Here is a 23945-nt window from a genome sequence, read left to right on the forward strand (position 1 = left end):
CCTCCTTCGAGGCGGGGGCGCTCGTCCCCAGAACCAACCCTACGTCCGTGAGGTCGTCCGGCCCTGGGTCGCCCGCATTCTGGACCGCCCCTCGCGGGGCGGTCTGTCCGACAGACGTCGTGCACAACTCGAAACATTCCAAATCAACCGGCGGTCGCCGTGGCGCTCCGGAACGAACGGCGCGCCCTACCTGACAGATTGTCAGTCAATCAAGACCTCAGGTAGGTGAGGACCGCCAGTACACGCCGGTGGTCCCCGTCACTCGGGGACAGCCCCAGCTTCATGAAGATATTGCTGACGTGCTTCTCCACGGCCCCGTCGCTCACCACGAGCTGCTTGGCCACAGCGGAATTCGTGCGTCCTTCAGCCATCAGGCCCAGTACCTCGCGTTCGCGCGGGGTCAGACCGGCGAGCACGTCCTGCTTCCGGCTGCGGCCGAGCAGCTGGGCCACCACTTCGGGGTCCAGGGCCGTTCCGCCCCGGGCGACGCGCACCACGGCGTCGAGGAACTCGCGCACCTCGGCGACGCGGTCCTTGAGCAGGTAGCCCACGCCCGTGCTGGAACCGGCCAGCAGTTCGGTGGCGTACTGCTCCTCCACGTACTGCGACAGGACGAGCACCCCGATACCGGGATGGTCGCGGCGCAGCCGTACGGCGGCCCGCACGCCCTCGTCGGTGTGCGTCGGCGGCATCCGCACGTCCGCCACCACCACGTCCGGCAGCGCGCCCTCGGCGGCCAGGTCCGCCACCGTCTTGATCAGGGCTTCCGCGTCCCCGACGCCGGCCACGACGTCATGCCCCCGGTCGGTCAGCAGCCGGGTCAGGCCCTCACGGAGCAGCACTGAGTCCTCGGCGATGACCACTCGCACCCTGTCGTCCACGTTCTCGCAGCTCCCGCGTCCACTCGTCCACCCACTTGGCAAGGCCAAGCATCCCAGCCGGACCCCGGGCCGGGGGCGGATCCCGGCCAACGGGGGAAGACATGGCCGAAAGCGTCACCTGTGGGGGGTGTGCGGGAGGCATGCGCGGGCCTACGGGCCGTGCGGGTCCAGCCGGATCGGGCCCGGCCGCGCCGGCGGGTGGGGCGCGCGGCCTCAGCCCGCCGTAGTGCGCCACGGCAGCTCCGCCGTGACCACCGTCCCCTCCCCGACGGGCGAATCCACCACGAAGACCCCGTCCACCGCGTCCAGCCGCTCGGCGAGCCCCGCCAGCCCGCTCCCGCCGGAGGCATCCGCTCCGCCACGGCCGTCATCGGCGACCCGGATCAGCAGCCGCGTCCCCGACTTCCACACCTCGACGCTCGCACCCCGCGCCCCCGCGTGCTTGCTGACGTTCTGCAGCAGCTCGGACACCGTGAAGTACGCGATCCCCTCGATCGCCGCCGCCGGCCGGGACGGCAGGTCCACCTCCACCCGCACCGGCACCGCGCACCGCGAGGCCACCGACGACAGCGCCGCGTCCAGCCCCCGGTCCGTGAGCACCGCCGGGTGGATGCCCCGCGCGAGGTCCCGCAGCTCCTGGAGGGCGATCTTCACCTCGCCGTGCGCCTCGTCCACCATCCGCGCGGCCGCCTGCGGATCCTCGGTCAGCTTCTCCTTGGCCAGACCCAGGTCCATGGCCAGGGCCACCAGCCGCGCCTGCGCCCCGTCGTGCAGGTCGCGCTCGATGCGCCGCAGGTCGGCGGCGGCGGTGTCCACGACCGCCCCCCGGTCGGACTCCAGCTCGCTGAGCCGGTCGTCGAGACGGGACCGGCCGAGCAGCCCGCTGACCAGCACCCGGTCGGCGGTGGTCAGGGCCCGCACCACCCACGGGGTGGCCAGCGTGAGGACCAGCCCGGCGGCGGCGGTCGCGGCGACGGCCACGGGGGAGTCGAGGTAGAAGACGTACGTCTCGTTCTGGAAGACCGCGAGCCCCGGCTGGTCGGTGAAGGCGGGGAAGACCCAGAACCACAGCGGGTACAGCAGCATGCTCCAGCCGGTGCTCCACAGCACGAGCGCCGTCGTGAAGGCGAACACCGCCCAGGGCAGGTGGATCACCGAGTACAGCACGTGCCGCCAGGCGCTGCCGCTCCTGAGCAGCGCCCCCATCGCGGCCAGCGGGCCGCTGGCGCCCGCCAGGACCGGCGCCGGATCGGCGAGCGGCACGCGCAGCATGCCGCGCACCCGGGCCCGCTCGACCTGCCCGAAGCCCCGGCACACGGCCAGCACCCCGGCCAGCACCGGCACCCCGACGAACGTCACGAGCAGCCCGGCCCCGAGGGCCACTCCGGTGACGGCGAGCGTGAAGTACACGGTGCTGAGCGGCAGGCCCACGACCAGGTACGCGAACTCGCGCCAGGTCTGCGCCGCCACCGGAGCCCGCAGTACCGCCCGGCCGCCGTCCTTGCCGTTGCCCATGATCCCGACCCGCCCTTCGACTCGTCCCTTGACCTCCCCCACCCTGCCGCCCGGCCCTCTGCCCGAACCATGCGGCGGGTCGGCGTCTCCCGAGGGGGGATAACCCCACCCCGGCTCCGAGGGGGGATGACCCCACCCCGGCTCCGAGGGGGGATGACCCCGCCCCGGCTCCCGAGGCGGGACGACCCCGCCCCCACCCCCACGGCCCGGTCCCCGGGAAGGAACTACCGGCGGTCCCGCCACGGCAGCTCCGCCGTCACCACCGTCCCCGCCCCCTCGGGGGAGTCCACCGTGAACACCCCGTCCACCGCCCGCAGCCGCTCGGCGAGCCCCGCCAGCCCGCTCCCGCCGCCGGCGCGGGCTCCGCCGCGCCCGTCGTCCGAGACCCGGATCAGCAGCCGTGCCCCCGCGCGCCACACCTCGACGCTCGCGCCGCGCGCCGCCGCGTGCTTGCTGACGTTCTGCAAGAGCTCGGACACCGTGAAGTACGCGATGCCCTCGATGGCCTCCGCCGGGCGCGCCGGCAGGTCCACGATCACCTTCACCGGCACCAGGCACCGCGAGGCCACCGACGACAGCGCCGCGTCCAGCCCCCGGTCCGTGAGCACCGCCGGGTGGATGCCCCGCGCGAGGTCCCGCAGCTCCTGGAGCGCCAGCTTCACCTCGCCGTGCGCCTCGTCGACCATCGCCGCCGCGCCCTCCGGGTCCTCCAGCAGCTTCTCCTTCGCCAGACCCAGCCCCATCGCGAGGGCCACCAGCCGCGCCTGCGCCCCGTCGTGCAGGTCGCGCTCGATGCGCCGCAGGTCGGCGGCGGCGGTGTCCACGACCACCCCGCGCCCCGATTCCAGCTCGGCGATGCGCCGCTCCAGCTCGTCGGAGGGCGACAGCAGGCCCCGTACCATCGCGCGGTCCACATTGGCCAGGCCGCGCACCAGGTACGGCAGCACCGGCCACAGCACGAACAGCCCCGTCAGCGCGATACTGAAGGTCAGTACTCCCCACGGCAGCCGGACCAGGTCGTACAGCACCGTCCGCCAGGCCACCGGATCCTTGATCCCGGCCCACAGCCAGGCGAAGAACCCGCCGGCCCGCGCCGGCCACGGCAGCGGCGTCGGCTCGTCCACCCGTACGCCCAGCAGCGCCCGCGCCCGGACGCGTTCGAGCTTTCCGAACTGCCGCGACCCGAGGAGACCGCATGCGAGCAACGGCAGTCCGATCGCGGTCAGGGTCAGCCCGCCCGCGGTCGTCACCATGAAAACCGTGTAAACAAAACCGATCAACGCCACCGGCAGGTTGCTCAGCAGGTAGGCGATCTCCTTCCACGTGGCCGCGTCGAAGGCGGGGCGTACGGGAGGGGGAGCGGAAGCTTGATCGTTCGCGGTCATGCCGCTCAGCCTGCCAACTGCGCCCCGCGCGCGCCATGGGGTAGCCATGCGCCAGTGAACGGGGGGTAACCCCACCCCGTGCGGCCCAGGCCCTAGACTCCCTGCCGTACCAGATCAACCCGATCGTCGACAGAGGCCGAGGAGCGAGGAACGGACGTGCCCGACCCAACGGTATCGACAGCAACCGTGATCGCAGCGGACTACTTCCGGAGCTATTCGGTCGTCGGCCTGCTCGCGGTCCTCGGCGTGCTCTTCGTCGCCGTGGCCTTCGGCGCCGGCCGCCTGCTGCGGCCCGTGGTCCCGACCCCCGAGAAGCTGCTGACGTACGAATGCGGAGTGGACCCCGTGGGGGAGGGCTGGGCGCACACCCAGGTCCGCTACTACGTCTACGCCTTCCTCTACGTCATCTTCGCCGTCGACTCGATCTTCCTCTTCCCGTGGGCGACGGTGTTCGCCGCCGCCGGTTACGGCGCCACGACCCTGGTCGAGATGTTCGTCTTCCTGGGCTTCCTGGCCGTCGGCCTGCTCTACGCGTACAAGAAGGGCGTCCTCGAATGGACGTGACACCGGCCGTCACCCCGGAGCCCCAGCCGCTTCCGGAGCCGAAGAGGCTGGGAGTGCTCTCCCGCCTCGCCCCGGAGCCCATGAAGGTGGTCCTGAACTGGGGCCGCCGCTACAGCCTGTGGGTCTTCAACTTCGGCCTCGCCTGCTGCGCCATCGAGTTCATCGCGGCGTCGATGGCCCGGCACGACTTCATCCGCCTGGGTGTCATCCCGTTCGCGCCCGGCCCCCGCCAGGCCGACCTGATGATCGTCTCGGGCACGGTGACGGACAAGATGGCCCCGGCCGTCAGGCGCCTGTACGAGCAGATGCCCGAGCCGAAGTACGTCATCTCCTTCGGCGCCTGCTCCAACTGCGGCGGTCCCTACTGGGACTCGTACTCCGTCACCAAGGGCGTGGACCAGATCATTCCCGTCGACGTGTACGTGCCGGGCTGCCCGCCGCGCCCCGAGGCCCTCCTCCAGGGCATCCTCAAGCTCCAGGAGAAGATCGCCCGCGAGTCCCTCGCGGACCGTTACGCGGCGGCGCCCTCCGTCGCCCAGCTCACCAGCGGCCTCGTCACGGCGCCGCCCGCACCGGGAGCCGGCGCGTGAACCTCTACGACTCCCTCCCCGAAGCGGCCGGTACCGTCTTCGGCGCCGAGGCCGTCGCCTCGTCCGCGTACGAACTCCTCACCGTCGACGTCCCCGTCGGCTCCTGGATCTCCTCGCTGGAGATCGCCCGCGACAAGCTCGGCTGCACCTACTTCGACTGGCTGAGCGCGGTCGACGAGCCCGGTACCGGCTTCCGCGTCTGCGCGCACGTCGTCTCCCTGGAGAACCACCGGGTACGCCGCCTGCTGCTGCGGACGACCGTTCCGCACGCGGCGCCCACCCTGCCCTCGGCGGTCGCGGTGTACGCGGGCGCGGCGTGGCACGAGCGGGAGACCTTCGAGATGTTCGGGGTCACCTTCACGGACCACCCGAACCTCGTCCACCTGCTGCTCCCCGAGAACTTCGAGGGGCACCCGCTGCGCAAGGACTTCGTCCTGGCGGCGCGCGTCGCCAAGGCGTGGCCCGGGGCCAAGGAGCCCGGCGAGTCCCACGACCCGGACGCGCCCAAGCGCCGCCAGATGCTGCCGCCCGGCGTGCCGGACCCCAACGACTGGGGCCCCCTCAAGGGCCAGCTGCCGCCGGCCCCCGCCCGGCCCGCGCGCACCCCGCGCGCCGCCGGAGCCGGCCCCGCGCGCACGCCGCGCGAGGGCGCCCCGGTGCGGCGCACCCGCTCGGTGGCGGAGGGCTCGGCCACCCAGGCCGCCCCGGCCCCGGCGTCCGGGGGGCCCGACGCTCCGGAGGCCCCGCGTCCGGTGCGGCGTACCCGCTCGGTGGCCGACGGCTCCGCCAGCCAGACCGCCCAGGCCGCCCCGGCCCCGGCGTCCGGGGGGCCCGACGCTCCGGAGGCCCCGCGTCCGGTGCGGCGTACCCGCTCGGTGGCCGACGGCTCCGCCAGCCAGACCGCCCCGGCCGCCCCGGCCCCGGCGTCCGGGGGCTCCGACGCCCCGGAGGCCCCGCGTCCGGCCACCCCGCCGGCGGCGAAACCCGGCTCGGACGCGCCCTGGCACAACCCGAAGCCCGCCTTCGAGGAGCCCCCGGCCGCCACCCCGCCCCGGCCGGACCCCGGACCCGAACCGGAACCCGGGCCCGAGACCAAGAACCAACCCGACACCAACGGAGGCGACGCGTGAACGACGTCCTCGACGTCGCCCTGCGACTGATCGTCGTCTTCGCCGTCTTCCTGGTGCTCCCGCTCGTCATCGGGCAGACCGAGCACAAGGTGATGGCGCACATGCAGGGCCGCCTCGGCCCCATGTACGCCGGCGGCTTCCACGGCTGGGCCCAGCTCGTCGCCGACGGCGTGAAGTTCGCGCAGAAGGAGGACATCGTCCCGGCCAACGCCGACCGGCGGATCTTCCAGCTCGCCCCCGCCGTCGCGCTGCTGCCGTACCTCCTCGTCCTGATCGCCGTCCCCATCGGCCCGGGCAACGGCGGGATCGGCCAGGTCATCGACGCCGGCCTCTTCTACGTGCTCGCCGTCATGGGCGTCGGCGTACTCGGCAGCCTCATGGGCGGCTGGGCCTCCGCCAACAAGTTCTCCCTGCTCGGCGGCCTGCGCACCGCGGCCCAGCTGCTCGCGTACGAACTGCCGATGCTGCTCGCCGCCGCCTCCGTCGCCATGGCCGCCGGGACCGTGTCCCTCCCCGGCATCGTCGACGCCTTCGCATGGTGGTGGCTGCCCTGGCAGATCGTCGGCGCGGTCGTCTTCTTCACCGCCGGCCTCGCCGAGCTCCAGCGGCCCCCGTTCGACATGCCCGTCGCCGACTCCGAGATCATCTTCGGCGCGTACACGGAGTACACCGGCCTGCGCTTCGCGCTGTTCCTGCTCGCCGAGTACGCCGGCATCGTCGTCCTGTGCGCCCTCACCACCGTCCTCTTCCTCGGCGGCTGGCACGGCCCCTTCGGCGGTGACGGCCTCGGCTGGTTCTGGACCCTGCTCAAGACCGCCGTCCTGGCCTTCGTCGTCATCTGGCTCCGGGTGAGCTACCCCCGCCTGCGCGAGGACCAGCTCCAGAAGCTCGCCTGGACCGTACTCATCCCCCTCGCGCTCGCCCAGATCGCGCTCACCGGCATCGTGAAGGTGGCGATCCAGTAATGCCCCCGATCCCCGGATCCGGCCTCGCCAAGGGCCTGGCCGTCACCCTGCGCACGATGACCAAGCGCGCGCACACCGCCCAGTACCCCGACGTGCAGCCCGAGCTCCCGCCCCGCAGCCGCGGGGTCATCGGCCTGTTCGAGGAGAACTGCACGGTCTGCATGCTGTGCGCCCGGGAGTGCCCCGACTGGTGCATCTACATCGACTCCCACAAGGAGACGGTGCCGGCCGCCGCCCCCGGCGGCCGCGAGCGCAGCCGCAACGTCCTCGACCGCTTCGCCATCGACTTCTCCCTCTGCATGTACTGCGGCATCTGCATCGAGGTGTGCCCCTTCGACGCCCTCTTCTGGTCGCCGGAGTTCGAGTACGCGGAGACCGACATCCACGAGCTCACCCACGAGCGCGACAAGCTGCGCGAGTGGATGTGGACCGTGCCGGCCCCGCCCGCCCTGGACCCGGCGGCGGAGGAGCCCAAGGAGATCGCCGCCGCCCGCAAGGCCGTCGAGAAGGCCGAAGCCGCCGCCGCGGCCGCCGCCGCCGCTGACCGGGCCGCGGCGGCCCCGCCGGCCGACGGCACCCCCGACACCCCTGCGGGAGGCACCGCCTGATGTACCCCGCCCACCTCGCCGCGGCCGCGGGCGCCCCCGTCCCCGGCCCCGGCTTCCTCTCGCCGACCGGCGTCGAGATCGCCTTCCTCCTCGTCGGCCTCGCCACCCTCGGCGCGGCCGTCATCACGGTCACCACCAAGCAGCTCGTGCACGCCGCCCTCTGGCTGGTCGTCGCGCTCGGCGGGATCGCCGTCGAGTACCTGCTGCTGACCGCCGAGTTCATCGCCTGGGTCCAGGTCCTGATCTACCTCGGCTCCGTGGTCGTCCTCCTCCTCTTCGGGCTGATGCTCACCAAGGCCCCCATCGGCCGCTCCCCGGACGCCGACTCCGGCAACCGCCGGGTCGCGCTCGGCGTCGCCGGCACCGCCGGGGCCGCGCTCGTCTGGGTGGTCGTCGACGCCTTCCGCACCACCTGGATCAACCTCGACGGACCCGCCCAGGGCTCCACCCGGGTCTCCGGGGAGATCCTCTTCCAGCACTGGGTGCTGCCCTTCGAGGCGCTCTCCGTCCTCCTCCTCGCCGCCCTGATCGGTGCCATCGTGCTCTCCCGGCGCACCACGCCCGCCGAGGACGCCGCCGATGCCGCCGACGCCGCCGCCCGCGCGGGCGGACAGGAGGAACAGCGCTGATGCACCTCGCCTACCCCGCGGTCCTCGCCGCCCTGCTCTTCGCCACCGGCCTCTACGGAGTCCTCGCCCGCCGCAACGCCATCCTCGTCCTGATGTCCGTCGAGCTGATGCTCAACGCCGTCAACCTCAACCTGGTGGCCTTCGACGTCTGGCTGCGCGACACCCTGCACGCCGGCCAGGCCCTCACCCTCTTCACGATCGCCATCGCCGCCGCCGAGATCGGCATCGGACTCGCCATCGTGCTGATGGTGTACCGCAACCGGGGCACCTCGGACGTCGACCGGCTGCGCGACACCGCCGAGGGCCGCCGGCCCGGCCGACCCGATGACACCGCTGCCCGCACCGCCCGGCCGGAGGTCGCCGCGTGAGCACCACGACCCTCGCGGTCCTCGTCCCCCTGCTCCCCTTCCTCGGCGCGGTCGCCGGCCTGCTCCTGGGCCGCACCGCACCCGGCTTCGTCAGGCCGCTCGCCGTCCTGCCGGCACTGGGCGCCGCCGTCCTCGCCGTCCTCGTCGCCGTCCGCCACGGAGGCGGCCCGGCCATCGACACCGCGACCGAACTCACCCCGACCGGCTCCGTGCCGATCGAGCTGTCGCTCCACCTGGACGGCTTCGCCGTCCTGGTCGCCGCCCTCGTCGGGGTCGTCGCCACCTGCGTACAGCTCTACTCGACGGCGTACCTCCGCGAGGACCCGCGCTACCCCTCCTACGCCGCGCTGGTCTCCCTGTTCACCTCCGCCATGCTGCTCGTCGTCTACTCCGGTGACCTGATGGTGCTGCTGGTCGGCTGGGAGATCATGGGCATCTGCTCGTACTTCCTCGTCGGCCACTACTGGGAGACCGAGGCGGCCCGCTCCGCCTCCCTCAAGGCCTTCCTCGTCACCAAGCTCGGCGACGTCCCCTTCCTCATCGGCCTGTTCGCGCTCGCCGCCGACGCCGGCTCCTTCCGGATCACCAAGATCCTCGGCACCGTCGCCGCGGGCGGGCTCGACCACCCGACGCTCATCGCGCTGCTCCTGCTCGCGGGCGTCGCCGGCAAGTCCGCGCAGTTCCCGCTGCACACCTGGCTCCCCGATGCCATGGCCGGCCCCACCCCGGTCTCCGCGCTGATCCACGCCGCGACGATGGTCGCCGCCGGCGTCTACTTCATCGCCCGCCTCCTGCCGGTCTTCGCGGCCTCCCGGGCCGCACTGGTGGTCATGGCCGTCATGGCCGCCGTCACCATGGTCGGCTCCGCCCTCGCCGCCCTCGCCCAGGACGACATCAAGCGCGTACTCGCCTACTCCACCGTCGGCCAGCTCGGCTACATGACCGGCGCCCTGGCCGTCGGCGACCGCGGCGCCGCCGTCTTCCACCTCCTGTCTCACGGCGCCTTCAAGGCGCTCCTCTTCCTCGGCGCGGGCGTCATCATCCACGCCGCCGGAACGAACTCCCTGGCCGCCATGTCCCGTATGGACGGCCTGGCCAAGCGCATCCCCGACGCCTTCTGGACGATGACGGTCGCGCTGCTCGCGCTCGCCGCCATCCCGCCCTTCGCCGGCTTTTTCTCCAAGGAAGCCGTCCTCGTCGCCGCCGAACACACCGCCGGCGGGCACTCCGACCTCGCTCCCGGCGCGGCCGGCTGGACCGTCCTCGTCGCGGGCCTGCTGACCGCCCTGCTCACCGCCGCCTACGCCACCCGGCTGTGGCTGATGGCCTTCCGCGGCCGTGGCGCGGCCGCCCCCGACCACGGCAGGGAACCCGTCGCCATGACCGGCGTGCTGTGGCTGCTGGCCGTCCCCTCGGTCGCCTTCGGCCTCGCCGCAGGACCCCTCGCCGACTGGTTCGACGGCGGGGAACTCACCCCGTCCGTCACCACCTCGGTCCTCGGTACGGGCGCCGCCCTCATCGGCGTGGTGCTCACCTACGGCCTCTGGCAGCGCGCCGGCGCCCGCGCCGCCGCCGGGCTCCGCGACGGAGCCGCCGTTCCCGCCTCCGTCGCCGCCGCCGAATCCGCCGCCGAGACCCCCGAGGTGGCCGAGGTGGCCCACGAGCACCCCGCCGTCCCGGCCGCCCCCGCCGCCGACCCCGGCCGGGCCCTCCTCGGCCCGCTGCACCGCCACGCCGCCGACGGCTTCCACCTCGACGCCGTCTACGACCGGCTCTTCGTCCGCCCCACCCGGGCCGCCGCGGGCCTGGTCCGCTTCCTGGACCGGGAGGTCGTCGACACGTACGTCCGCGGCGCGGGCACCGGCCCCCGGCTGCTCGGCAGCCTCGTACGCCGGGCCCAGACCGGCAACGTACAGAGCTACCTGAGCGCCCTGCTCGCCGGCGCCGTGGTCCTGGCCATCGCCACCGCCGTCCTCGCCAACGTCAACGCCGGATCGTGAGCCGAGAGTCAGCCGTGATCGATATCAGCCCGTCCGTGATGCAGTTCCTTCTGGCGTTCCTCGTGGCCGCACCGCTCCTCGGCGCGGTCGCGGCCCTCCTGCCGGCCCCGCCCGGACTCAAGGGCAAGAGCCCCGGACAGGCCGTGCTCCGCCACGGCGTCACCGTCACCGGAGTCGTCCTCGCCGCGGCCGTCGCCCTCACCCTGGGCTTCGACCACGACGACCCGTCCCGCTTCCAGGCGACGACGGACATCAGCTGGATCCAGGCGCTGAACATCCGGATCCACCTCGGCATCGACGGCATCTCGCTCCCCCTCCTCCTGATGACCGCGCTGCTGTTCTTCCTCTGCGCGGTGTACAGCTACTTCAAGCTCCCCGAAGGGCCCTCCCCGAAGGCCTTCGTCGCACTGCTCCTGGTACTCGAGTCCGGCACCCTCGCGACCTTCGCCGTACTCGACCTGATGCTCTTCTTCCTCGCCTTCGAGATGGTCCTCATCCCGATGTACTTCCTCATCGCCCGCTGGGGCGGTGCTCAGCGGCAGGCCGCCGCCTGGAAGTTCATCCTCTACACCCTCCTCGGCTCCGTGGTCATGCTGCTCGGGCTGCTGCTGATCGGCCTGGACAGCGGCACTTTCGACATGGTGGCACTCGCCTCTGACAACGGGCGCGGACTGAGCCGCACCACCCAGCTCCTGGCCGTACTCGCCATCGGCTCCGGCCTCGCGGTGAAGACCCCGATGTGGCCGCTGCACTCCTGGCTGCCCGACGCCCACACCGCCGCGCCCACCGTCGGCTCCGTACTGCTCGCCGGCGTCATGCTGAAGATGGGCACCTACGGGTTCGTCCGCATCCTGCTGCCCGTCACCCCCGACGGGATGCACACCTTCGCGCCCTACCTCGGCGCCTTCGCCGCCGTCGGCATCGTCTACGGATCCCTCGCCTGCCTCGCGCTGACCCGCAAGAACGGCAAGGGCGACCTCAAGCGCCTCATCGCGTACTCCTCCGTCGGCCACATGGGCTTCGTCCTCCTCGGCATCGCGACCATGACCCCCACCGGAGTCAACGGCGCGCTCTTCGCCAACATCGCCCACGGCCTGATCACCGGCCTCCTCTTCTTCCTCGTCGGCGCCCTCAAGGACCGCTACGGCAGCAGCGACCTCGACACCCTCGCCGGAGCCACCGGCGCCGCCCTCTACGGCCGCGCCCCCCGCCTCGGCGCGCTCCTCGCCTTCGCCGCCGTCGCCTCCCTCGGCCTGCCCGGCCTCGCCGGCTTCTGGGGCGAGATGCTGGCCCTCTTCGGCGCCTTCGACCCGGCCGAAGGCCTCTCCCGTCCGGCCTTCCTCACCTACACGGCCGTCGGCGCGTTCGGCACCCTGCTCACCGCCGCCTACCTGCTGATCGTCGTACGGCGCGTCTGCATGGGCGACCCGAAGACCGCCCCCGGGACCGCCCTCGCCGACGTACAGCGCCACGAGTTCGCGGCCTGGACCCCGCTCGTCGCCCTCACCGTCCTCGCCGGCCTGTGGCCGGCCCTCCTCCTCGGCCTCACCGACCCGGCCGTACAGAAGCTCCTCGCAGGAGGCAACGCATGACGGCCACGACGGCCATGACGGCCACGACGGTCCTCGCCGCCGACACCCCCAGCCTCGTCCAGTCCGTCGACTGGCTCGCGATCTCACCCGTGGTCATCGCCGCCGCCGTCGCCCTGCTCGTCCTGGTCGCCGACCTCTTCGTGCCGGAGTCCCGCAAGCCGGTCCTCGGCTGGATCTCCGTGGCCGGCCTGGCCGCCGCGACCGCCGTCCTGCTCCCGCTGCGCGCCGGTGACCGCACCACCTTCTGCCTCACCACCGACCCGGCCGCGTGCAGCTACACCGCCGACCGCTTCACGCTCGTCGTGCAGTTCCTGGTGCTGGCCGGAGCCCTCGTCACCGCGCTGATGTCGGTCACCGCCGTCCGCGAGGCCCGCACCCCGGCCGGCGAGTACTGGTTCCTGCTGCTGTCGTCCGCCGCCGGGGCCGCCCTGCTGCCCGCCTCCCGCGACCTCGCCACCCTGATCGTCGCCCTCGAGGTGGCCTCGCTGCCCGCGTTCGCCCTCGTCGGCATGCGCCGCGGCGACCGGCTCTCCTCCGAGGCCGCCCTCAAGTTCTTCCTGTCCTCGGTCACCGCCACCGCCGTGTCCCTGATGGGCGTCAGCTTCGTCTACGCCACGACCGGCTCCCTGCACCTGTCGCAGGTCGCGGGCCGGCTCGAAGAGGTGCCCGGGCAGCTCGACACCCTCGCCATGGCGGGCGTCGCGCTCACCCTCGTCGGCTTCGCCTTCAAGACCGCCGCCGTCCCCTTCCACTTCTGGGTCCCCGACACCTACGTCGGCGCCCCGCTGCCCGTCGCGGCGTACCTCTCGGTGATCGGCAAGGCCGTCGGCCTCACCGGCCTCGTCCTCGTCACGGTGATCGCCTTCCCCGCGTACTCCGACGTCTGGGGCCCGGCGCTGGCCGTGCTCGCCGCGCTCACCATGACCCTCGGCAACGCCGCCGCCCTGCGCCAGTCCGCCGACCGCGCCCACAGCGCCGTACGCCTCCTCGCCTGGTCCTCCGTCGGCCAGGCCGGCTACCTGCTGGTCCCGATCGCCGCGGCCGCGTACACCGACCGCGACCAGATCGGCTCCACCGTCGCCTACGCGCTGATGTACGCGGCCGTGAACCTCGGCGCCTTCGCCGTGGCCGCCCTGGTGGCCCGTACGAAGCCGCTGCACCGGATCAGCGACTACCGGGGCCTGTACGCCGAGCGGCCCGCAGCCGCCCTCTCGCTGGCCTTCTTCCTGCTCTGCCTGGCCGGCCTGCCGCCGGGCATCATCGGCCTCTTCGCCAAGGTCGCCGTCTTCCGGTCGGCCGTGGACGCCGGCCTGGGCTGGCTGGCCGTGGTCATGGCCGTCAACGTCGTCGTCGCCCTGTACTACTACCTGCGCTGGACCGCGCTCCTGTTCCGCACCGCCGAGCCCGCCGAGGGCGCACCCCCCGCCCCTGCGAAGGCCCCCCGGCCCGTCACGGCCGCCATCGCCCTCACCGCCGCGACCGCCCTGGTCCTCTCGGGGGCCCCGCAGCTCGTCCTGCGCTTCGCCTCCGGCACCCTCTTCCCGCTGTAGGCCGCCGGCCGGGCCCTGACGTACGCGTTCACCCGCACGGAGCAACGCCCGCCGCCGTCCGCCGCCGCCCCCCGGCCCGCGCCGCCGGGGCGGCGGCCCCGTCGTGCCCCGGGAACCACACGCCGCCACCTCGCGTTGACCAGGAAGGGAGGGTCCACTGGACCGAAGTCCCGCAGATCCACGACGGGCTCCCCTGCCGCACCACTTGGAGGGCGTACCGTGCACCGCCGACACAACGGGCTGAAGACCGCCGCACTCCTCGGCGGGCTGTCCGCGCTCATCATCGTCATCGGAAGCCTCTTCGGACGGGGCGGCCTGATCGTCGCCGTCCTCGTCGCCCTGGGGACCAACGCCTACGCCTACTGGAACAGCGACAAGCTGGCTCTACGCGCGATGCGCGCCCGGCCCGTCAGCGAGTTCGAGGCCCCCGCGCTCTACCGCATGGTGCGCGAGCTCTCCACGTCCGCGCGCCAGCCCATGCCCCGCCTCTACATCTCCCCGACCGAGGCCCCCAACGCCTTCGCGACCGGCCGCAACCCGCGCAACGCCGCGGTCTGCTGCACCGAGGGCATCCTGCGCATACTCGACGAGCGCGAGCTGCGCGGGGTGATCGGGCACGAGCTGAGCCACGTCTACAACCGCGACATCCTGATCTCCTCGGTCGCCGGAGCCCTCGCCTCCGTGATCATGTTCCTGGTGAACTTCGCCTGGCTGATCCCGATGGGCCGGTCCAACGACGACGAGGGCCCGGGCCTCTTCGGCATGCTGCTCGTCATGATCCTCGGCCCCCTGGCCGCCTCCGTGATCCAGCTGGCCATCAGCCGCTCGCGCGAGTACGAGGCCGACGCCTCGGGAGCCCAGCTCACCGGGGACCCGCTCGCCCTGGCCAGCGCCCTGCGCAAGCTCGACGCCGGCACCAAGCGGCTCCCGCTGCCCCCCGAGCCCCGCCTGGAGACGGCGAGCCACATGATGATCGCCAACCCCTTCCGGCCCGGTCAGGGGCTCTCCAGGATGTTCTCGACACACCCTCCGATGGCCGAGCGCATCGCCCGGCTCGAGCAGATGGCAGGCCACAGCCGGTGAAAACCATCCTGAACGTCATCTGGCTCGTCCTCAGCGGGATCTGGCTCTTCGCCGGATACTGCGTGGCGGGCCTGATCCTCTGCGTCACCGTCATCGGCATCCCCTTCGGGATCGCCGCCTTCCGCATCGCCGTCTACGCCCTCTGGCCCTTCGGCTACACCACGGTCGAACGCCGCGACGCGGGCGCGCCGTCCTGCGTCGGCAACGTCCTGTGGCTGGTCCTGGCCGGCTGGTGGCTGGCCATCGGCCACGTCGTCACCGGCATCGCGCTCTGCGTCACGATCATCGGCATCCCGTTCGGCATCGCCAACTTCAAGATGGTCCCGCTCTCCCTGCTCCCCCTGGGCCGCGAAATCGTCCCCACGGACGCCCCGTTCGCCGCCCGGTGACGGCGGGAACGCGCTTCGCCCTGCGGGGCGAGAACGAGGACCGGTACGAGGAGCAGCTGTGGGCGCTGTGCGAGGAGGCGGAGAACCTCTTCGCCGACCCGCCCGCCCCCGTACGGCGGCGCTACGAGCTGCGCGGGTTCACCGCGCGTACGGAACTCCCGGCCGCGCTGGGATTCCTCGTACTGACCCCCCTCCAGGAGCGCGGCGGCGCCCCCGGCCGGGAGTGGTACCTGGAGGACGCCCGCGTCCTCACCACCCGGCCCGGCGGCGCGTCGCGGACGCACGTCACCGTCGAGGCCGTCCGCTCCGAGGACCAGCCGCCCCGCCCCGCCGGGGCGCCCCTGGCCGTGGGGTTCAGCCTGTCCGACCACCAGGACCGGGTCCTGGGCCACTTCCGTGAGCTCGTCGAGGTGCTGCCCGTCGAGGAACCGCCGCCGCACTCCGTACGGCTCCTCGGCTGCACCCTGCACGGGCCGCTGCGCGAGGTCCTGGAAGGCAGGGACGAACGGCCGCTCGGCTACCGGCGCCTGGACGCCCTGAACGCCCGCGGAGAGGTCCTCGCCCCGGCGGGGAACCCGCACGTCGTCGACTGCCGGCCGTCGTCGCGGGCACCGGGCCGCTACGACCTGACCGTGCACATGGAGCCCCTGCCGCCCGTGGTCGCCGAGATCTGGCCCCTGTGGAGCGGAGGCCGCCCGGCCGTCCCCAACCTGTGGGCGCGGTTCGGCGGCGAGGGGCGGGCACGCTGGCTGGACCCGGCGCTGGAGCACCGCGGCGGCCCGGACCGGCCGGCCGGGAGCACCCACCACCTCGACGGGAGGCACGTCACCGACGCGGAGGGCTTCTTCTGTGCCCTCGGCGAGGCGGTCAACGGACCGGGCGGCTACTTCGGACGCTGCCCGAACGGCGTCGCGGACGCCCTGGGCGGCGGCTTCGGAGCCACCCGGCCCCTCACCCTGGTGTGGCACGACCACGAGGTGGCCCGCCGCTGCCTGGGCCCACAGCCCCTGACGGGACGCCCCGCCACCTTCCACGAACTCCTCGGCTTCCTGCGGGAGGAGGGCGTCGAGGTCGTCCTGGCCTGAGTCGTCCACAGGCCCGGGCGGCTGTCAGAGGGATGCGGCACTCTGAACACATGAACGAGACCGAGCAATTGCTGAAGCAAGCCGCCGGCCGCGCGGGCACCGCCGCGCCCGAGACCGGAAGCCCCCGGAGCGCACCCCGGACCCCGGCGGGGACGGTCCGGGCCGGGCCCGTGAGAGGAGGCGGCCCGCCGCCCGCGCTCATACCCCGGACCTGAACCGGCCGCGTACTCCGTAGACCAGCACGCCCACCGCCAGCACCGCCGCGCCCGAAACCGCCGACGCGAGCGGCAGCGTGCAGGCCAGCACCACACAGCCGGACAGCCCGACCGCCGCCACGGCCCGGTCCTTGACACCTGAACCGAGAGTCCACGCAGAGGCGTTCGCGATCGCGTAGTAGACCAGTACTCCGAAGGAGGAGAAACCGATCGCGCCCCGCAGATCGGCGGTCGCCGCGAGCACCGCCACGACCGCACCCACCGCCAGCTCCGCGCGGTGCGGCACCCGGTGCCGGGGATGTACGGCCGCCAGCGCGCGCGGCAGATGGCCGTCCCGGGCCATCGCCAGGGCCGTGCGCGACACCCCGAGCACGAGGGCCAGCAGGGAGCCCAGCGCGGCCAGCGCCGCGCCCGCCCGGACGACGGGGGACAGTCCGGGCCGGCCGGCCGCGCCCACCGCGTCGGCCAGCGGGGCCGCCGACGCAGCCAGACCGTCACTGCCGAGCACCGACAGGGCCGCCGTCACCACGGCGGCGTACACGAGCAGGGCGATCCCCAGCGCGAGCGGCACCGCGCGCGGGATCGTGCGCCGCGGATCACGCACCTCCTCGCCCAGGGTGGTGATCCGGGCGTAGCCCGCGAAGGCGAAGAACAGCAGGCCCGCGCCCTGCAACAGCCCGGCGGCACCCCAGTCCCCGCCCGCCAGGGCGCCGGAGTCCGCCGCGCCGGAGGTCAGGCACACCACGACGACCCCGGCCAGCACCGCCAGCACCACCGCCACGATCAGCCGCGCGATCCGGGCGGACTTCTGCACCCCGCCGTAGCCCGCCGCGGTCAGCGCCACCACCGCCGCCACGGCCACGGCGTGCTGCCGCCCGGGCCACACGTACGCCCCCACCGTCAGCGCCATCGCCGTACAGGAGGCCGTCTTGCCCACGACGAAGGCCCAGCCGGCCAGGTACCCCCAGAAGGCCCCGAGCCGCTCGCGGCCGTAGACGTACGTCCCGCCGGAGGCCGGATACCGGGCGGCCAGCAGCGCCGAGGAGCGGGCGTTGCAGTACGCCACCAGGGCCGCCACCGCGAGGGCGGCGAGGAGACCCCCGCCCGCCGCGCGTGCCGCCGGCCCGAGGGCGGCGAAGATCCCGGCGCCGACCATGGCGCCCAGTCCGACGACGACGGCGTCGGACACCCCGAGGCTGCGCTTCAGTTCGTTGTCCACGGGCGGAGGTTAACGGGGCGCGGTGACGGGACCGGGTCCGCCGGCGCTACCCGGAACCAGGCCGCGGGACGCGCTCGCGCGCCGCCCCCTCGCCCCCCGCCCATGACGAAGGGCACAACGCGGGCGGCCGCCGGCCTGCCCGGCGATCCGCCCCCGTTGTGCCCCACGGGTCCGCCTCAGAGGCGCGCCCGCGCCTCAGCGGTGGTTCAGCGGTAGTTCACGAACTGGATCGCGAAGTCCAGGTCCTTGCCCTTGAGGAGGGCCTGGACGGCCTGGAGGTCGTCACGGCTCTTGGAGCTGACGCGCAGCTCGTCGCCCTGGACCTGGGCCTTGACGCCCTTGGGGCCCTCGTCACGGATGATCTTCGCGACCTTCTTGGCGTTCTCCTGGGAGATGCCCTCCTCGATCGTCGCGAAGATCTTGTACTCCTTGCCGGACAGCTGCGGCTCGCCGGCGTCCAGCGCCTTCAGCGAGATACCGCGCTTGACCAGCTTGGTCTCGAACACGTCCAGGACCGCCTTGACGCGCTCCTCGGAGTTCGCCTCCATGAGGATCTTCTCGCCGGACCAGGCGATGGTGGCGCCGGTGCCCTTGAAGTCGTAGCGCTGCGAGAGTTCCTTGGCGGCCTGGTTGAGGGCGTTGTCGACCTCCTGCCGCTCGACCTTCGAGACGATGTCGAAACTGGAGTCGGCCATGTGCTGTGGCTCCTTGAAATCGGCTGCGGTGTGCCCCGGAGGGCCGCGGCCGGACATCCCCGGACCGCTCCGCAAAGCCTAGCCACCACGCCCACGTGGGGCGCTGATCAATCCGGTGGCGAACCACCCCCGAGCATCAGGTATCGTTTACGTCGTTGCCAGGGAACGACGCCGCAAGGCGGAGGAACCCGAGCGACATCCCATGGCGGTGTGCCCGAGTGGCCAATGGGAGCGGACTGTAAATCCGTCGGCTTAGCCTACCCAGGTTCGAATCCTGGCGCCGCCACGCGAGTGGAACCCCCGTTCATCTGCGGAAACGCAGTGACGGGGGTTTCTTCGCATACCCCGGGCCGCCGCGCCCCGCGCCGCGCCGCCCCGCGCCTCGGACGCCAGGGCATCAGGGCTCCGTCACCGTCAGGTGGTAGGTCGTGTCGATCCAGAAGCCGTTCGTCGCCGCCGCCTCGATCTCCAGGACGAACTGGCCCGGCGGCAGCGGCTCAAGGGCGCACCACAGCCCCCAGGCGACCTGCGGTACGCCCCTCAGGGGGAAGGGCTTCGAGGAGAACTCGCGCGGCCTCAGGGGAGAGCCGTTCAGGGCCGCCGAGGCCCGGGCCGCCTCCAGGCGCAACGGCTTCGTCAGGAACGGCACCGCCGCCCGCCGGGTGCTCAGCACCGGGAAGAAGAGCGGCCGGGCCGACGGGACACCGCACCGGCGCACCACCCGGCCCCCGTAGGTCCCCGCGAGGAACCACAGGTCCCGCGGCTGACGCCACCCGGCGTACGCACCCGTCGTGTCCCCCACCGGGCTCTGCGCGTCCGGCGCGGACACGGCCCACCGCCACCACCGGGCCGAGAGCCGGCCGCCCTCCGCCGCGCTGACGCGCCACTCGCCCTCGCCTTCGCCCATGACCACCCCGGAACCCTTGCGGCCGCCCCCTGCGGCCCATTTCCGGGATGACCCTATCGGCCCCCCGTCACGCACCGAAGCGGGCGGCCGTTCGTTCCCCGGGGCATGACATGGACTTCGGACGGACGCGGCAAGGCCCGGGGCGGCGTCCTGCTCGCCCTGCTCGGCGCCGGCATCCCCGCCCTCGTCGGCGCCGCCCTGCACAGCCACACGGGAGAGCCCTACCGGGAGACCCGGCTGTACTTCGGCACCCAGCGCCCCGACGGAGGGGAACCCGTCGGCGAGGCGGAGTTCACCCGGTTCCTGGACCGCGAGGTCACCCCCGCCTTCCCCGAAGGGCTGACCCTCCGGGACGGGCACGGCCAGTGGCGCGGCGACGACGGCGCCATCGTCCGCGAGACCTCCTACGAGGTCGTGCTGCTCTACCCCCGGAAGGAGGCGGACGAGCGGGGCGCCCGCGTCGAACGGATCCGGCAGCAGTACGAGACGCGCTTCCGCCAGCGCTCCGTCAGGCGCTCCGACGCCGAGGTCCAGTCCGGCTTCTGACGGGCGGTCGGCGCGCCCCGGCCGCCCGCCCGGCGCCGCCTCAGTTGCCCGCCACGTCCTTCACCGCCACCGGGACCGGTGCCGAGCCCGAGACCAGCTCCAGCGTCAGCCCCGCCGTCGCCGGAGTCTCCACCAGCTCCGCGAGCACCGCCGCCACGTCGTCACGGGGGACCGTGCCCCCTCCGGTGTGGGCCTCCAGCCGGACCAGCCCCGTACCGGCGTCGTCCGTCAGCCGCCCCGGGCGCAGCACCGTCCACTCCAGCCCCAGCCGGGTCTGTACGTGGGCGTCGGCGTCGCCCTTCGCCCGCAGGTACACGTCGAAGACCTCGTCACCCTCGTGACGCGGGTCCGCGCCCATCGTGGAGACCATCAGGAAGCGGCGTACGCGGGCCCGTTCGGCGGCGTCGGCGAACAGTACCGCCGCGCCGCGGTCCACGGTGTCCTTGCGCGCCGCACCGCTGCCGGGCCCGGCCCCCGCGGCGAACACCGCCACGTCCGCGCCCTGGAGGATCCCCGCCACGTGCTCGACCGACGCCGACTCCAGGTCGCACAGCACCGGTTCCGCACCGGCCTCCCGCAGGTCGTTCCCCTGCTCCGGATCACGGACGATGCCCGCGACCTCGTACCCGCGCGCGGCGAGCAGACGCTCCAGCCGCAGCGCGATCCGACCGTGTCCACCCGCGATGACGATGCGCATGACCCGACCGTACGACGAGCCGGGCGCGCCCGCCCGCGAACACCCGGCAAACGGTCAGGGCCCCGGTTCCGTACGGCCCTGCCGGGGCAGATCCAGGGCCACCGCGACCGCCGAGTCGCAGTACTCCCGCACCGCACTCGTACGGGCTACCACCCGCCCCCGGTGGATCACGATGCGGCTGTACGCCAGCGACAGCACGCCGGCGATCCGGTCCCCGCGCACGGCGAGCAGCTCCGCCGGGAAGCCCGCCTCCACCCGCACCTCCGGCAGCCCCATGGCCTCCCGGGCGGCGGCGCTGACCGCCTCGTAGGCCTCGCCCGCGCGCAGTCCGCCCTGGGAGGCCAGCAGGTACGCGGCTTCGAGCGGGTCGCCCCGGCCCACCGGGTTCCCGGCGTCCCGCAGGGCCCCGCTGCCGGCCGCGACGCGGACCCCGGCCGAGCGCAGGAGGCGGACGGGAGCGATGCGCAGCCCGCGGCGCTCCAGGGCCGCGCAGTCGCCCTGGGGCAGGCAGGTCACGCGTACGCCGGCTGCGGCGAGCCCGTCGGCGGCGCGGGTGGCCGAGTCCAGGGGGAGCCGGGACAGCCCGCCGCAGGGGCCGATGGTCACTCCGGGCCGCAGCCCCCCGGCCATGGCCGCCAGCCGGGCCAGCCGGCCCGGGTCGTCACCGTCGGTGTGCAGGTCCACCGGGCAGCCGTGCTCCGCGGCCAGTTCCAGGACCGCCTCCAGGAAGCCCGTCGGGTCGGGGTCGAGGTCGGGGCAGCCGCCGATCACCGAGGCCCCCATCTTGACGGCGTCGCGCAGCATGGCGAGCCCGTCCGCACCGGCCACCCCCGTCAGCAGCCGGGGAACGGCGACGGCCGTCAGGTCGGCGAGCCCGCGCAGCGAGCGGCGGGCCTGGAGCACCGCTTCCATGGGGCCCAGCCCGTGCACGTCGCCGATCCGCACGTGGGAGCGCACGGCGGTCGCCCCGTGGCCGAGCTGGAGCAGTGCCGCCTCGGTGGCGCGGCGCTGCACCTCGTCCGGGCTGTACGACACCGGGCCCTCGCCGTCGGCGGTCAGCGCGGTGTCCCCGTGCGCGTGCGGTTCGGCGGGGGCGGGCAGGAGCAGGTACCCGCGCAGGTCGACCCGGGCCAGGGCGGGGGCGGGCAGGCTGCCCGACGTGCCGACGGCCTGGATGCGGCCGCCGCTGAGCCGGACGTCGACGGTACGGCCGTCGGTCAGCCGGGCCCCGGTGAGCAGCAGCCCCGTGGCCTCGGGGACGGGGCCGCCGACGGGGTGGCGCGGGCTGGGGGAGGGCTGCTGCGGCTGGCTGTCGGACATCGCGCTCCTGCGGTGGCTCGGGCGGTTCCTGTGCCGTGGCCGCAGCCGGCGGCCCAAGATCACGCAGCGTGGTCAGAGCCTAGGGCGCGGGGCTCCCGGGTTCGCGGAGGAGCGCAATAGTCGTACCGGTGTGGTGCCCCCCTGCCCGGGTGGCCCCGTCCAGGCCCCGGCGGGGGCGGAAGGGCGACGGGCGAGGGGCTCCGGAATGTGACTCCGGGCACAAACGGGCCGGAAAGCGGGCCGGGAGGGGTCCGGGAGCCGCGTGGAATGGCGGGGGCGGAGGTCTCCGAGCCCAGTCCCCCCAAAGGATTTGGGCGAACGGCGGGCAACCGTGTAATGTCTTCATCGCTCGCCCCAATAGCTCAGTCGGTAGAGCGTCTCCATGGTAAGGAGAAGGTCTGCGGTTCGATTCCGCATTGGGGCTCTGGTGAGAGAGGTTCCCCACCCTCGGGTGGGGAACGGATCTCATCAAAGCGGCGTAGCTCAGTCGGTAGAGCAAGCGGCTCATAATCGCTGTGTCACCGGTTCAAGTCCGGTCGCCGCTACACCCAGTAGCCGATTGCGGGGTCGGTCTCCCGATCGGCTACTCTTTTATGCGTTCATCCGTCCCATAGTCCGTCAAGGAGCACTCACGTGGCTGCCACCGACGTCCGCCCGAAGATCACGCTGGCCTGCGTGGAGTGCAAGGAGCGGAACTACATCACCAAGAAGAACCGGCGTAACAACCCGGACCGCATGGAGATGAAGAAGCACTGCCCGCGCTGCAACTCGCACACCGCGCACCGCGAGACCCGCTAGTCACTGGCGAAGTCTCAATATAGGCACCGTCATGAGGTCGTCCCCTTCAATGGGGGGCGGCCTTGTGTCGTTTCCGCACCCGGTCTTGATCAGGTGCGCGTACGCCGGACCGGGGGCGGCCGGCGTGCCCGATACGTGTCGCCTTCACACGTGCCCTTCCAACGCCCCGTCAACGTGTCCCTGCAACAGGAGGCAGTGAGCCATGGCCCTCGATCAGACCTTCGTAGGGCGGACCTACCCGCCCACCGATCCGTACGAGGTCGGCCGGGAGAAGATCCGCGAATTCGCGGTAGCGGTGGGTGACGAGAATCCCGTCTACACCGATCCCGAAGCCGCCAAGGCGTTCGGTCACCAGGACGTGATCGCCCCGCCGACCTTCGTGTTCGCCATCACCTTCGCGGCGGCGGGCAAGGTCATCGAGGACCCCCAGCTGGGGCTCGACTACAGCCGCGTCGTGCACGGCGACCAGAAGTTCGCGTACGTACGCCCCGTGCGGGCGGGTGACCGGCTCACCGTGACCTCCACCATCGAGGCCGTGAAGTCGCTCGCCGGCAACGACATCATCGACATCCGCGGCGAAGTCCACGACGAGTCCGGCGAGCACGTCGTGACCGCGTGGACCAAGCTCGTGTCCCGCGCCCCCGAGGAGGCCTGAGATGGCCGCGCAGATCCACTACGCCGACGTCGAGGTCGGCACCGAGCTCCCGGCGGCGTCCTTCCCCGTGACGCGCGCCACCCTGGTCCGCTACGCCGGTGCCTCGGGTGACTTCAACCCGATCCACTGGAACGAGAAGTTCGCCAAGGAGGTCGGGCTGCCGGACGTGATCGCGCACGGCATGTTCACCATGGCCGAGGCGATCCGCGTCGTCACCGACTGGGTGGGCGACCCGGGCGCGGTCGTCGAGTACGGCGTCCGCTTCACCAAGCCGGTCGTGGTCGCGAATGACGACCAGGGCGCGCTGATCGAGGTCACCGCGAAGGTCGCCGCGAAGCTGGAGGACAACCGCGTCCGGGTCGACCTGACCGCCATGAGCGCGGGCCAGAAGGTCCTGGGCATGTCCCGCGCGGTGGTCAAGCTGGCCTGAGGGGGGCGGGGGCTGCGGAGGTGGGCGGGGTTTCGGGGGCGGGGTCCTGGCGGGGCGGTATCAGGGCTGGTTTGGGGGTTTCCCGTCAGTCCCATCGTCCTTCCGTGTCGGGCCGGTCCCTCAAGGGCG

Annotated in this window: 25 protein-coding genes and 3 tRNA genes; 20 read left to right on the forward strand and 8 right to left on the reverse strand. The window is 73.1% G+C overall.

Annotation, left to right across the window (positions count from 1 at the left end; translation table 11 throughout):
• Window positions 1-209 precede the first annotated feature (209 nt).
• From ACZ514_RS31200 to ACZ514_RS31210, 3 genes are all read right to left on the reverse strand, one after another.
• Window positions 210-869, reverse strand: a complete 660-nt coding sequence (locus tag ACZ514_RS31200) for a response regulator transcription factor (RefSeq protein WP_285342768.1) — start codon at window positions 867-869, stop codon at window positions 210-212.
• 225 nt (window positions 870-1094) lie between these two features.
• Entirely contained in the window at window positions 1095-2396 is a 1302-nt protein-coding gene (locus ACZ514_RS31205) for a sensor histidine kinase (RefSeq protein WP_469126242.1), read from the reverse strand.
• Window positions 2397-2620: 224 nt separating this feature from the next.
• Window positions 2621-3781, reverse strand: a complete 1161-nt coding sequence (locus tag ACZ514_RS31210; RefSeq protein WP_468172685.1) for a sensor histidine kinase — start codon at window positions 3779-3781, stop codon at window positions 2621-2623.
• Between the two features lie 156 nt (window positions 3782-3937).
• Between ACZ514_RS31210 and ACZ514_RS31215 the strand changes: the two genes are divergently transcribed.
• The 13 genes from ACZ514_RS31215 (at window position 3938) to ACZ514_RS31275 (ending at window position 16334) form a co-directional block, all read left to right on the forward strand.
• Window positions 3938-4345, forward strand: coding sequence for an NADH-quinone oxidoreductase subunit A (locus ACZ514_RS31215; RefSeq protein ID WP_468172688.1), 408 nt, complete (start codon window positions 3938-3940; stop codon window positions 4343-4345).
• Window positions 4336-4935 (forward strand): NADH-quinone oxidoreductase subunit B, encoded by a 600-nt coding sequence (locus ACZ514_RS31220; protein WP_388934953.1) that lies wholly within the window; start codon window positions 4336-4338, stop codon window positions 4933-4935. The genes ACZ514_RS31215 and ACZ514_RS31220 overlap by 10 nt, the downstream gene beginning before the upstream one ends.
• A complete protein-coding gene (locus tag ACZ514_RS31225; RefSeq protein WP_469126243.1) occupies window positions 4932-6065 on the forward strand; it encodes an NADH-quinone oxidoreductase subunit C in 1134 nt (377 codons plus the stop codon). The genes ACZ514_RS31220 and ACZ514_RS31225 overlap by 4 nt, the downstream gene beginning before the upstream one ends.
• Window positions 6062-7030 (forward strand): complex I subunit 1/NuoH family protein, encoded by a 969-nt coding sequence (locus ACZ514_RS31230; RefSeq protein ID WP_468172694.1) that lies wholly within the window; start codon window positions 6062-6064, stop codon window positions 7028-7030. The genes ACZ514_RS31225 and ACZ514_RS31230 overlap by 4 nt, the downstream gene beginning before the upstream one ends.
• Complete coding sequence (locus tag ACZ514_RS31235) at window positions 7030-7638, forward strand: NuoI/complex I 23 kDa subunit family protein (protein WP_468172697.1); 609 nt, start codon at window positions 7030-7032, stop codon at window positions 7636-7638. Before ACZ514_RS31230 ends, ACZ514_RS31235 begins: the two co-directional genes overlap by 1 nt.
• Window positions 7638-8267: an NADH-quinone oxidoreductase subunit J family protein gene (locus ACZ514_RS31240; RefSeq protein ID WP_468172700.1), complete on the forward strand. Its 630-nt coding sequence runs from the start codon at window positions 7638-7640 to the stop codon at window positions 8265-8267. The genes ACZ514_RS31235 and ACZ514_RS31240 overlap by 1 nt, the downstream gene beginning before the upstream one ends.
• Window positions 8267-8635 (forward strand): NADH-quinone oxidoreductase subunit NuoK, encoded by a 369-nt coding sequence (gene nuoK / locus ACZ514_RS31245; protein WP_468172703.1) that lies wholly within the window; start codon window positions 8267-8269, stop codon window positions 8633-8635. Before ACZ514_RS31240 ends, nuoK begins: the two co-directional genes overlap by 1 nt.
• Window positions 8632-10635 carry an NADH-quinone oxidoreductase subunit 5 family protein gene (locus ACZ514_RS31250; protein WP_468699884.1) on the forward strand — a complete coding sequence of 668 codons (2004 nt, stop codon included), beginning with the start codon at window positions 8632-8634 and terminating at the stop codon, window positions 10633-10635. Before nuoK ends, ACZ514_RS31250 begins: the two co-directional genes overlap by 4 nt.
• A gap of 38 nt (window positions 10636-10673) precedes the next feature.
• Window positions 10674-12227: a complex I subunit 4 family protein gene (locus ACZ514_RS31255; RefSeq protein WP_468172791.1), complete on the forward strand. Its 1554-nt coding sequence runs from the start codon at window positions 10674-10676 to the stop codon at window positions 12225-12227.
• Window positions 12224-13777 (forward strand): NADH-quinone oxidoreductase subunit N, encoded by a 1554-nt coding sequence (locus ACZ514_RS31260; RefSeq protein ID WP_469126244.1) that lies wholly within the window; start codon window positions 12224-12226, stop codon window positions 13775-13777. Before ACZ514_RS31255 ends, ACZ514_RS31260 begins: the two co-directional genes overlap by 4 nt.
• A 219-nt stretch (window positions 13778-13996) precedes the next feature.
• A complete protein-coding gene (gene htpX / locus ACZ514_RS31265; RefSeq protein WP_468699886.1) occupies window positions 13997-14860 on the forward strand; it encodes a zinc metalloprotease HtpX in 864 nt (287 codons plus the stop codon).
• Window positions 14857-15249, forward strand: coding sequence for a YccF domain-containing protein (locus ACZ514_RS31270; protein ID WP_468172715.1), 393 nt, complete (start codon window positions 14857-14859; stop codon window positions 15247-15249). The genes htpX and ACZ514_RS31270 overlap by 4 nt, the downstream gene beginning before the upstream one ends.
• A complete protein-coding gene (locus tag ACZ514_RS31275; protein WP_468172718.1) occupies window positions 15246-16334 on the forward strand; it encodes a barstar family protein in 1089 nt (362 codons plus the stop codon). Before ACZ514_RS31270 ends, ACZ514_RS31275 begins: the two co-directional genes overlap by 4 nt.
• A 198-nt stretch (window positions 16335-16532) precedes the next feature.
• On the opposite strand, the gene ACZ514_RS31280 is transcribed toward ACZ514_RS31275, so the two are convergent.
• Together ACZ514_RS31280 and ACZ514_RS31285 are read right to left on the reverse strand one after the other, a co-directional pair.
• Window positions 16533-17768 carry an APC family permease gene (locus tag ACZ514_RS31280; protein WP_469126245.1) on the reverse strand — a complete coding sequence of 412 codons (1236 nt, stop codon included), beginning with the start codon at window positions 17766-17768 and terminating at the stop codon, window positions 16533-16535.
• Window positions 17769-17974: 206 nt separating this feature from the next.
• Window positions 17975-18463 carry a YajQ family cyclic di-GMP-binding protein gene (locus tag ACZ514_RS31285; RefSeq protein WP_030030284.1) on the reverse strand — a complete coding sequence of 163 codons (489 nt, stop codon included), beginning with the start codon at window positions 18461-18463 and terminating at the stop codon, window positions 17975-17977.
• A 204-nt stretch (window positions 18464-18667) separates the two neighbouring features.
• Between ACZ514_RS31285 and ACZ514_RS31290 the strand changes: the two genes are divergently transcribed.
• Window positions 18668-18749, forward strand: a tRNA-Tyr gene (locus ACZ514_RS31290).
• A gap of 111 nt (window positions 18750-18860) precedes the next feature.
• Here the strand turns inward: ACZ514_RS31290 and ACZ514_RS31295 are convergent.
• Window positions 18861-19370 carry a hypothetical protein gene (locus ACZ514_RS31295; RefSeq protein WP_469126247.1) on the reverse strand — a complete coding sequence of 170 codons (510 nt, stop codon included), beginning with the start codon at window positions 19368-19370 and terminating at the stop codon, window positions 18861-18863.
• A 237-nt stretch (window positions 19371-19607) separates the two neighbouring features.
• Between ACZ514_RS31295 and ACZ514_RS31300 the strand changes: the two genes are divergently transcribed.
• Window positions 19608-19916, forward strand: a complete 309-nt coding sequence (locus ACZ514_RS31300; RefSeq protein ID WP_469126248.1) for a DUF3574 domain-containing protein — start codon at window positions 19608-19610, stop codon at window positions 19914-19916.
• Between the two features lie 40 nt (window positions 19917-19956).
• On the opposite strand, the gene ACZ514_RS31305 is transcribed toward ACZ514_RS31300, so the two are convergent.
• Both ACZ514_RS31305 and ACZ514_RS31310 read right to left on the reverse strand, forming a co-directional pair.
• Window positions 19957-20613: an SDR family oxidoreductase gene (locus ACZ514_RS31305; RefSeq protein ID WP_468172724.1), complete on the reverse strand. Its 657-nt coding sequence runs from the start codon at window positions 20611-20613 to the stop codon at window positions 19957-19959.
• A 54-nt stretch (window positions 20614-20667) separates the two neighbouring features.
• Entirely contained in the window at window positions 20668-21933 is a 1266-nt protein-coding gene (locus ACZ514_RS31310; RefSeq protein WP_469126246.1) for an amidohydrolase family protein, read from the reverse strand.
• 351 nt (window positions 21934-22284) lie between these two features.
• On the opposite strand from ACZ514_RS31310, the gene ACZ514_RS31315 reads away from it, so the two are divergent.
• The 5 genes from ACZ514_RS31315 (at window position 22285) to ACZ514_RS31335 (ending at window position 23816) form a co-directional block, all read left to right on the forward strand.
• Window positions 22285-22357, forward strand: a tRNA-Thr gene (locus ACZ514_RS31315).
• 48 nt (window positions 22358-22405) lie between these two features.
• Window positions 22406-22478: transfer RNA gene (locus ACZ514_RS31320), tRNA-Met, on the forward strand.
• Between the two features lie 88 nt (window positions 22479-22566).
• On the forward strand, window positions 22567-22731 hold the full coding sequence (rpmG, locus tag ACZ514_RS31325; RefSeq protein ID WP_007265873.1) for a 50S ribosomal protein L33: 165 nt from the start codon (window positions 22567-22569) through the stop codon (window positions 22729-22731).
• A gap of 202 nt (window positions 22732-22933) precedes the next feature.
• Window positions 22934-23386 carry an FAS1-like dehydratase domain-containing protein gene (locus ACZ514_RS31330; RefSeq protein ID WP_467889199.1) on the forward strand — a complete coding sequence of 151 codons (453 nt, stop codon included), beginning with the start codon at window positions 22934-22936 and terminating at the stop codon, window positions 23384-23386.
• A 1-nt stretch (window position 23387) separates the two neighbouring features.
• A complete protein-coding gene (locus tag ACZ514_RS31335) occupies window positions 23388-23816 on the forward strand; it encodes a MaoC family dehydratase (protein WP_468172730.1) in 429 nt (142 codons plus the stop codon).
• Window positions 23817-23945: the final 129 nt, after the last annotated feature.

Source organism: Streptomyces sp. NPDC034086 (assembly GCF_055575515.1).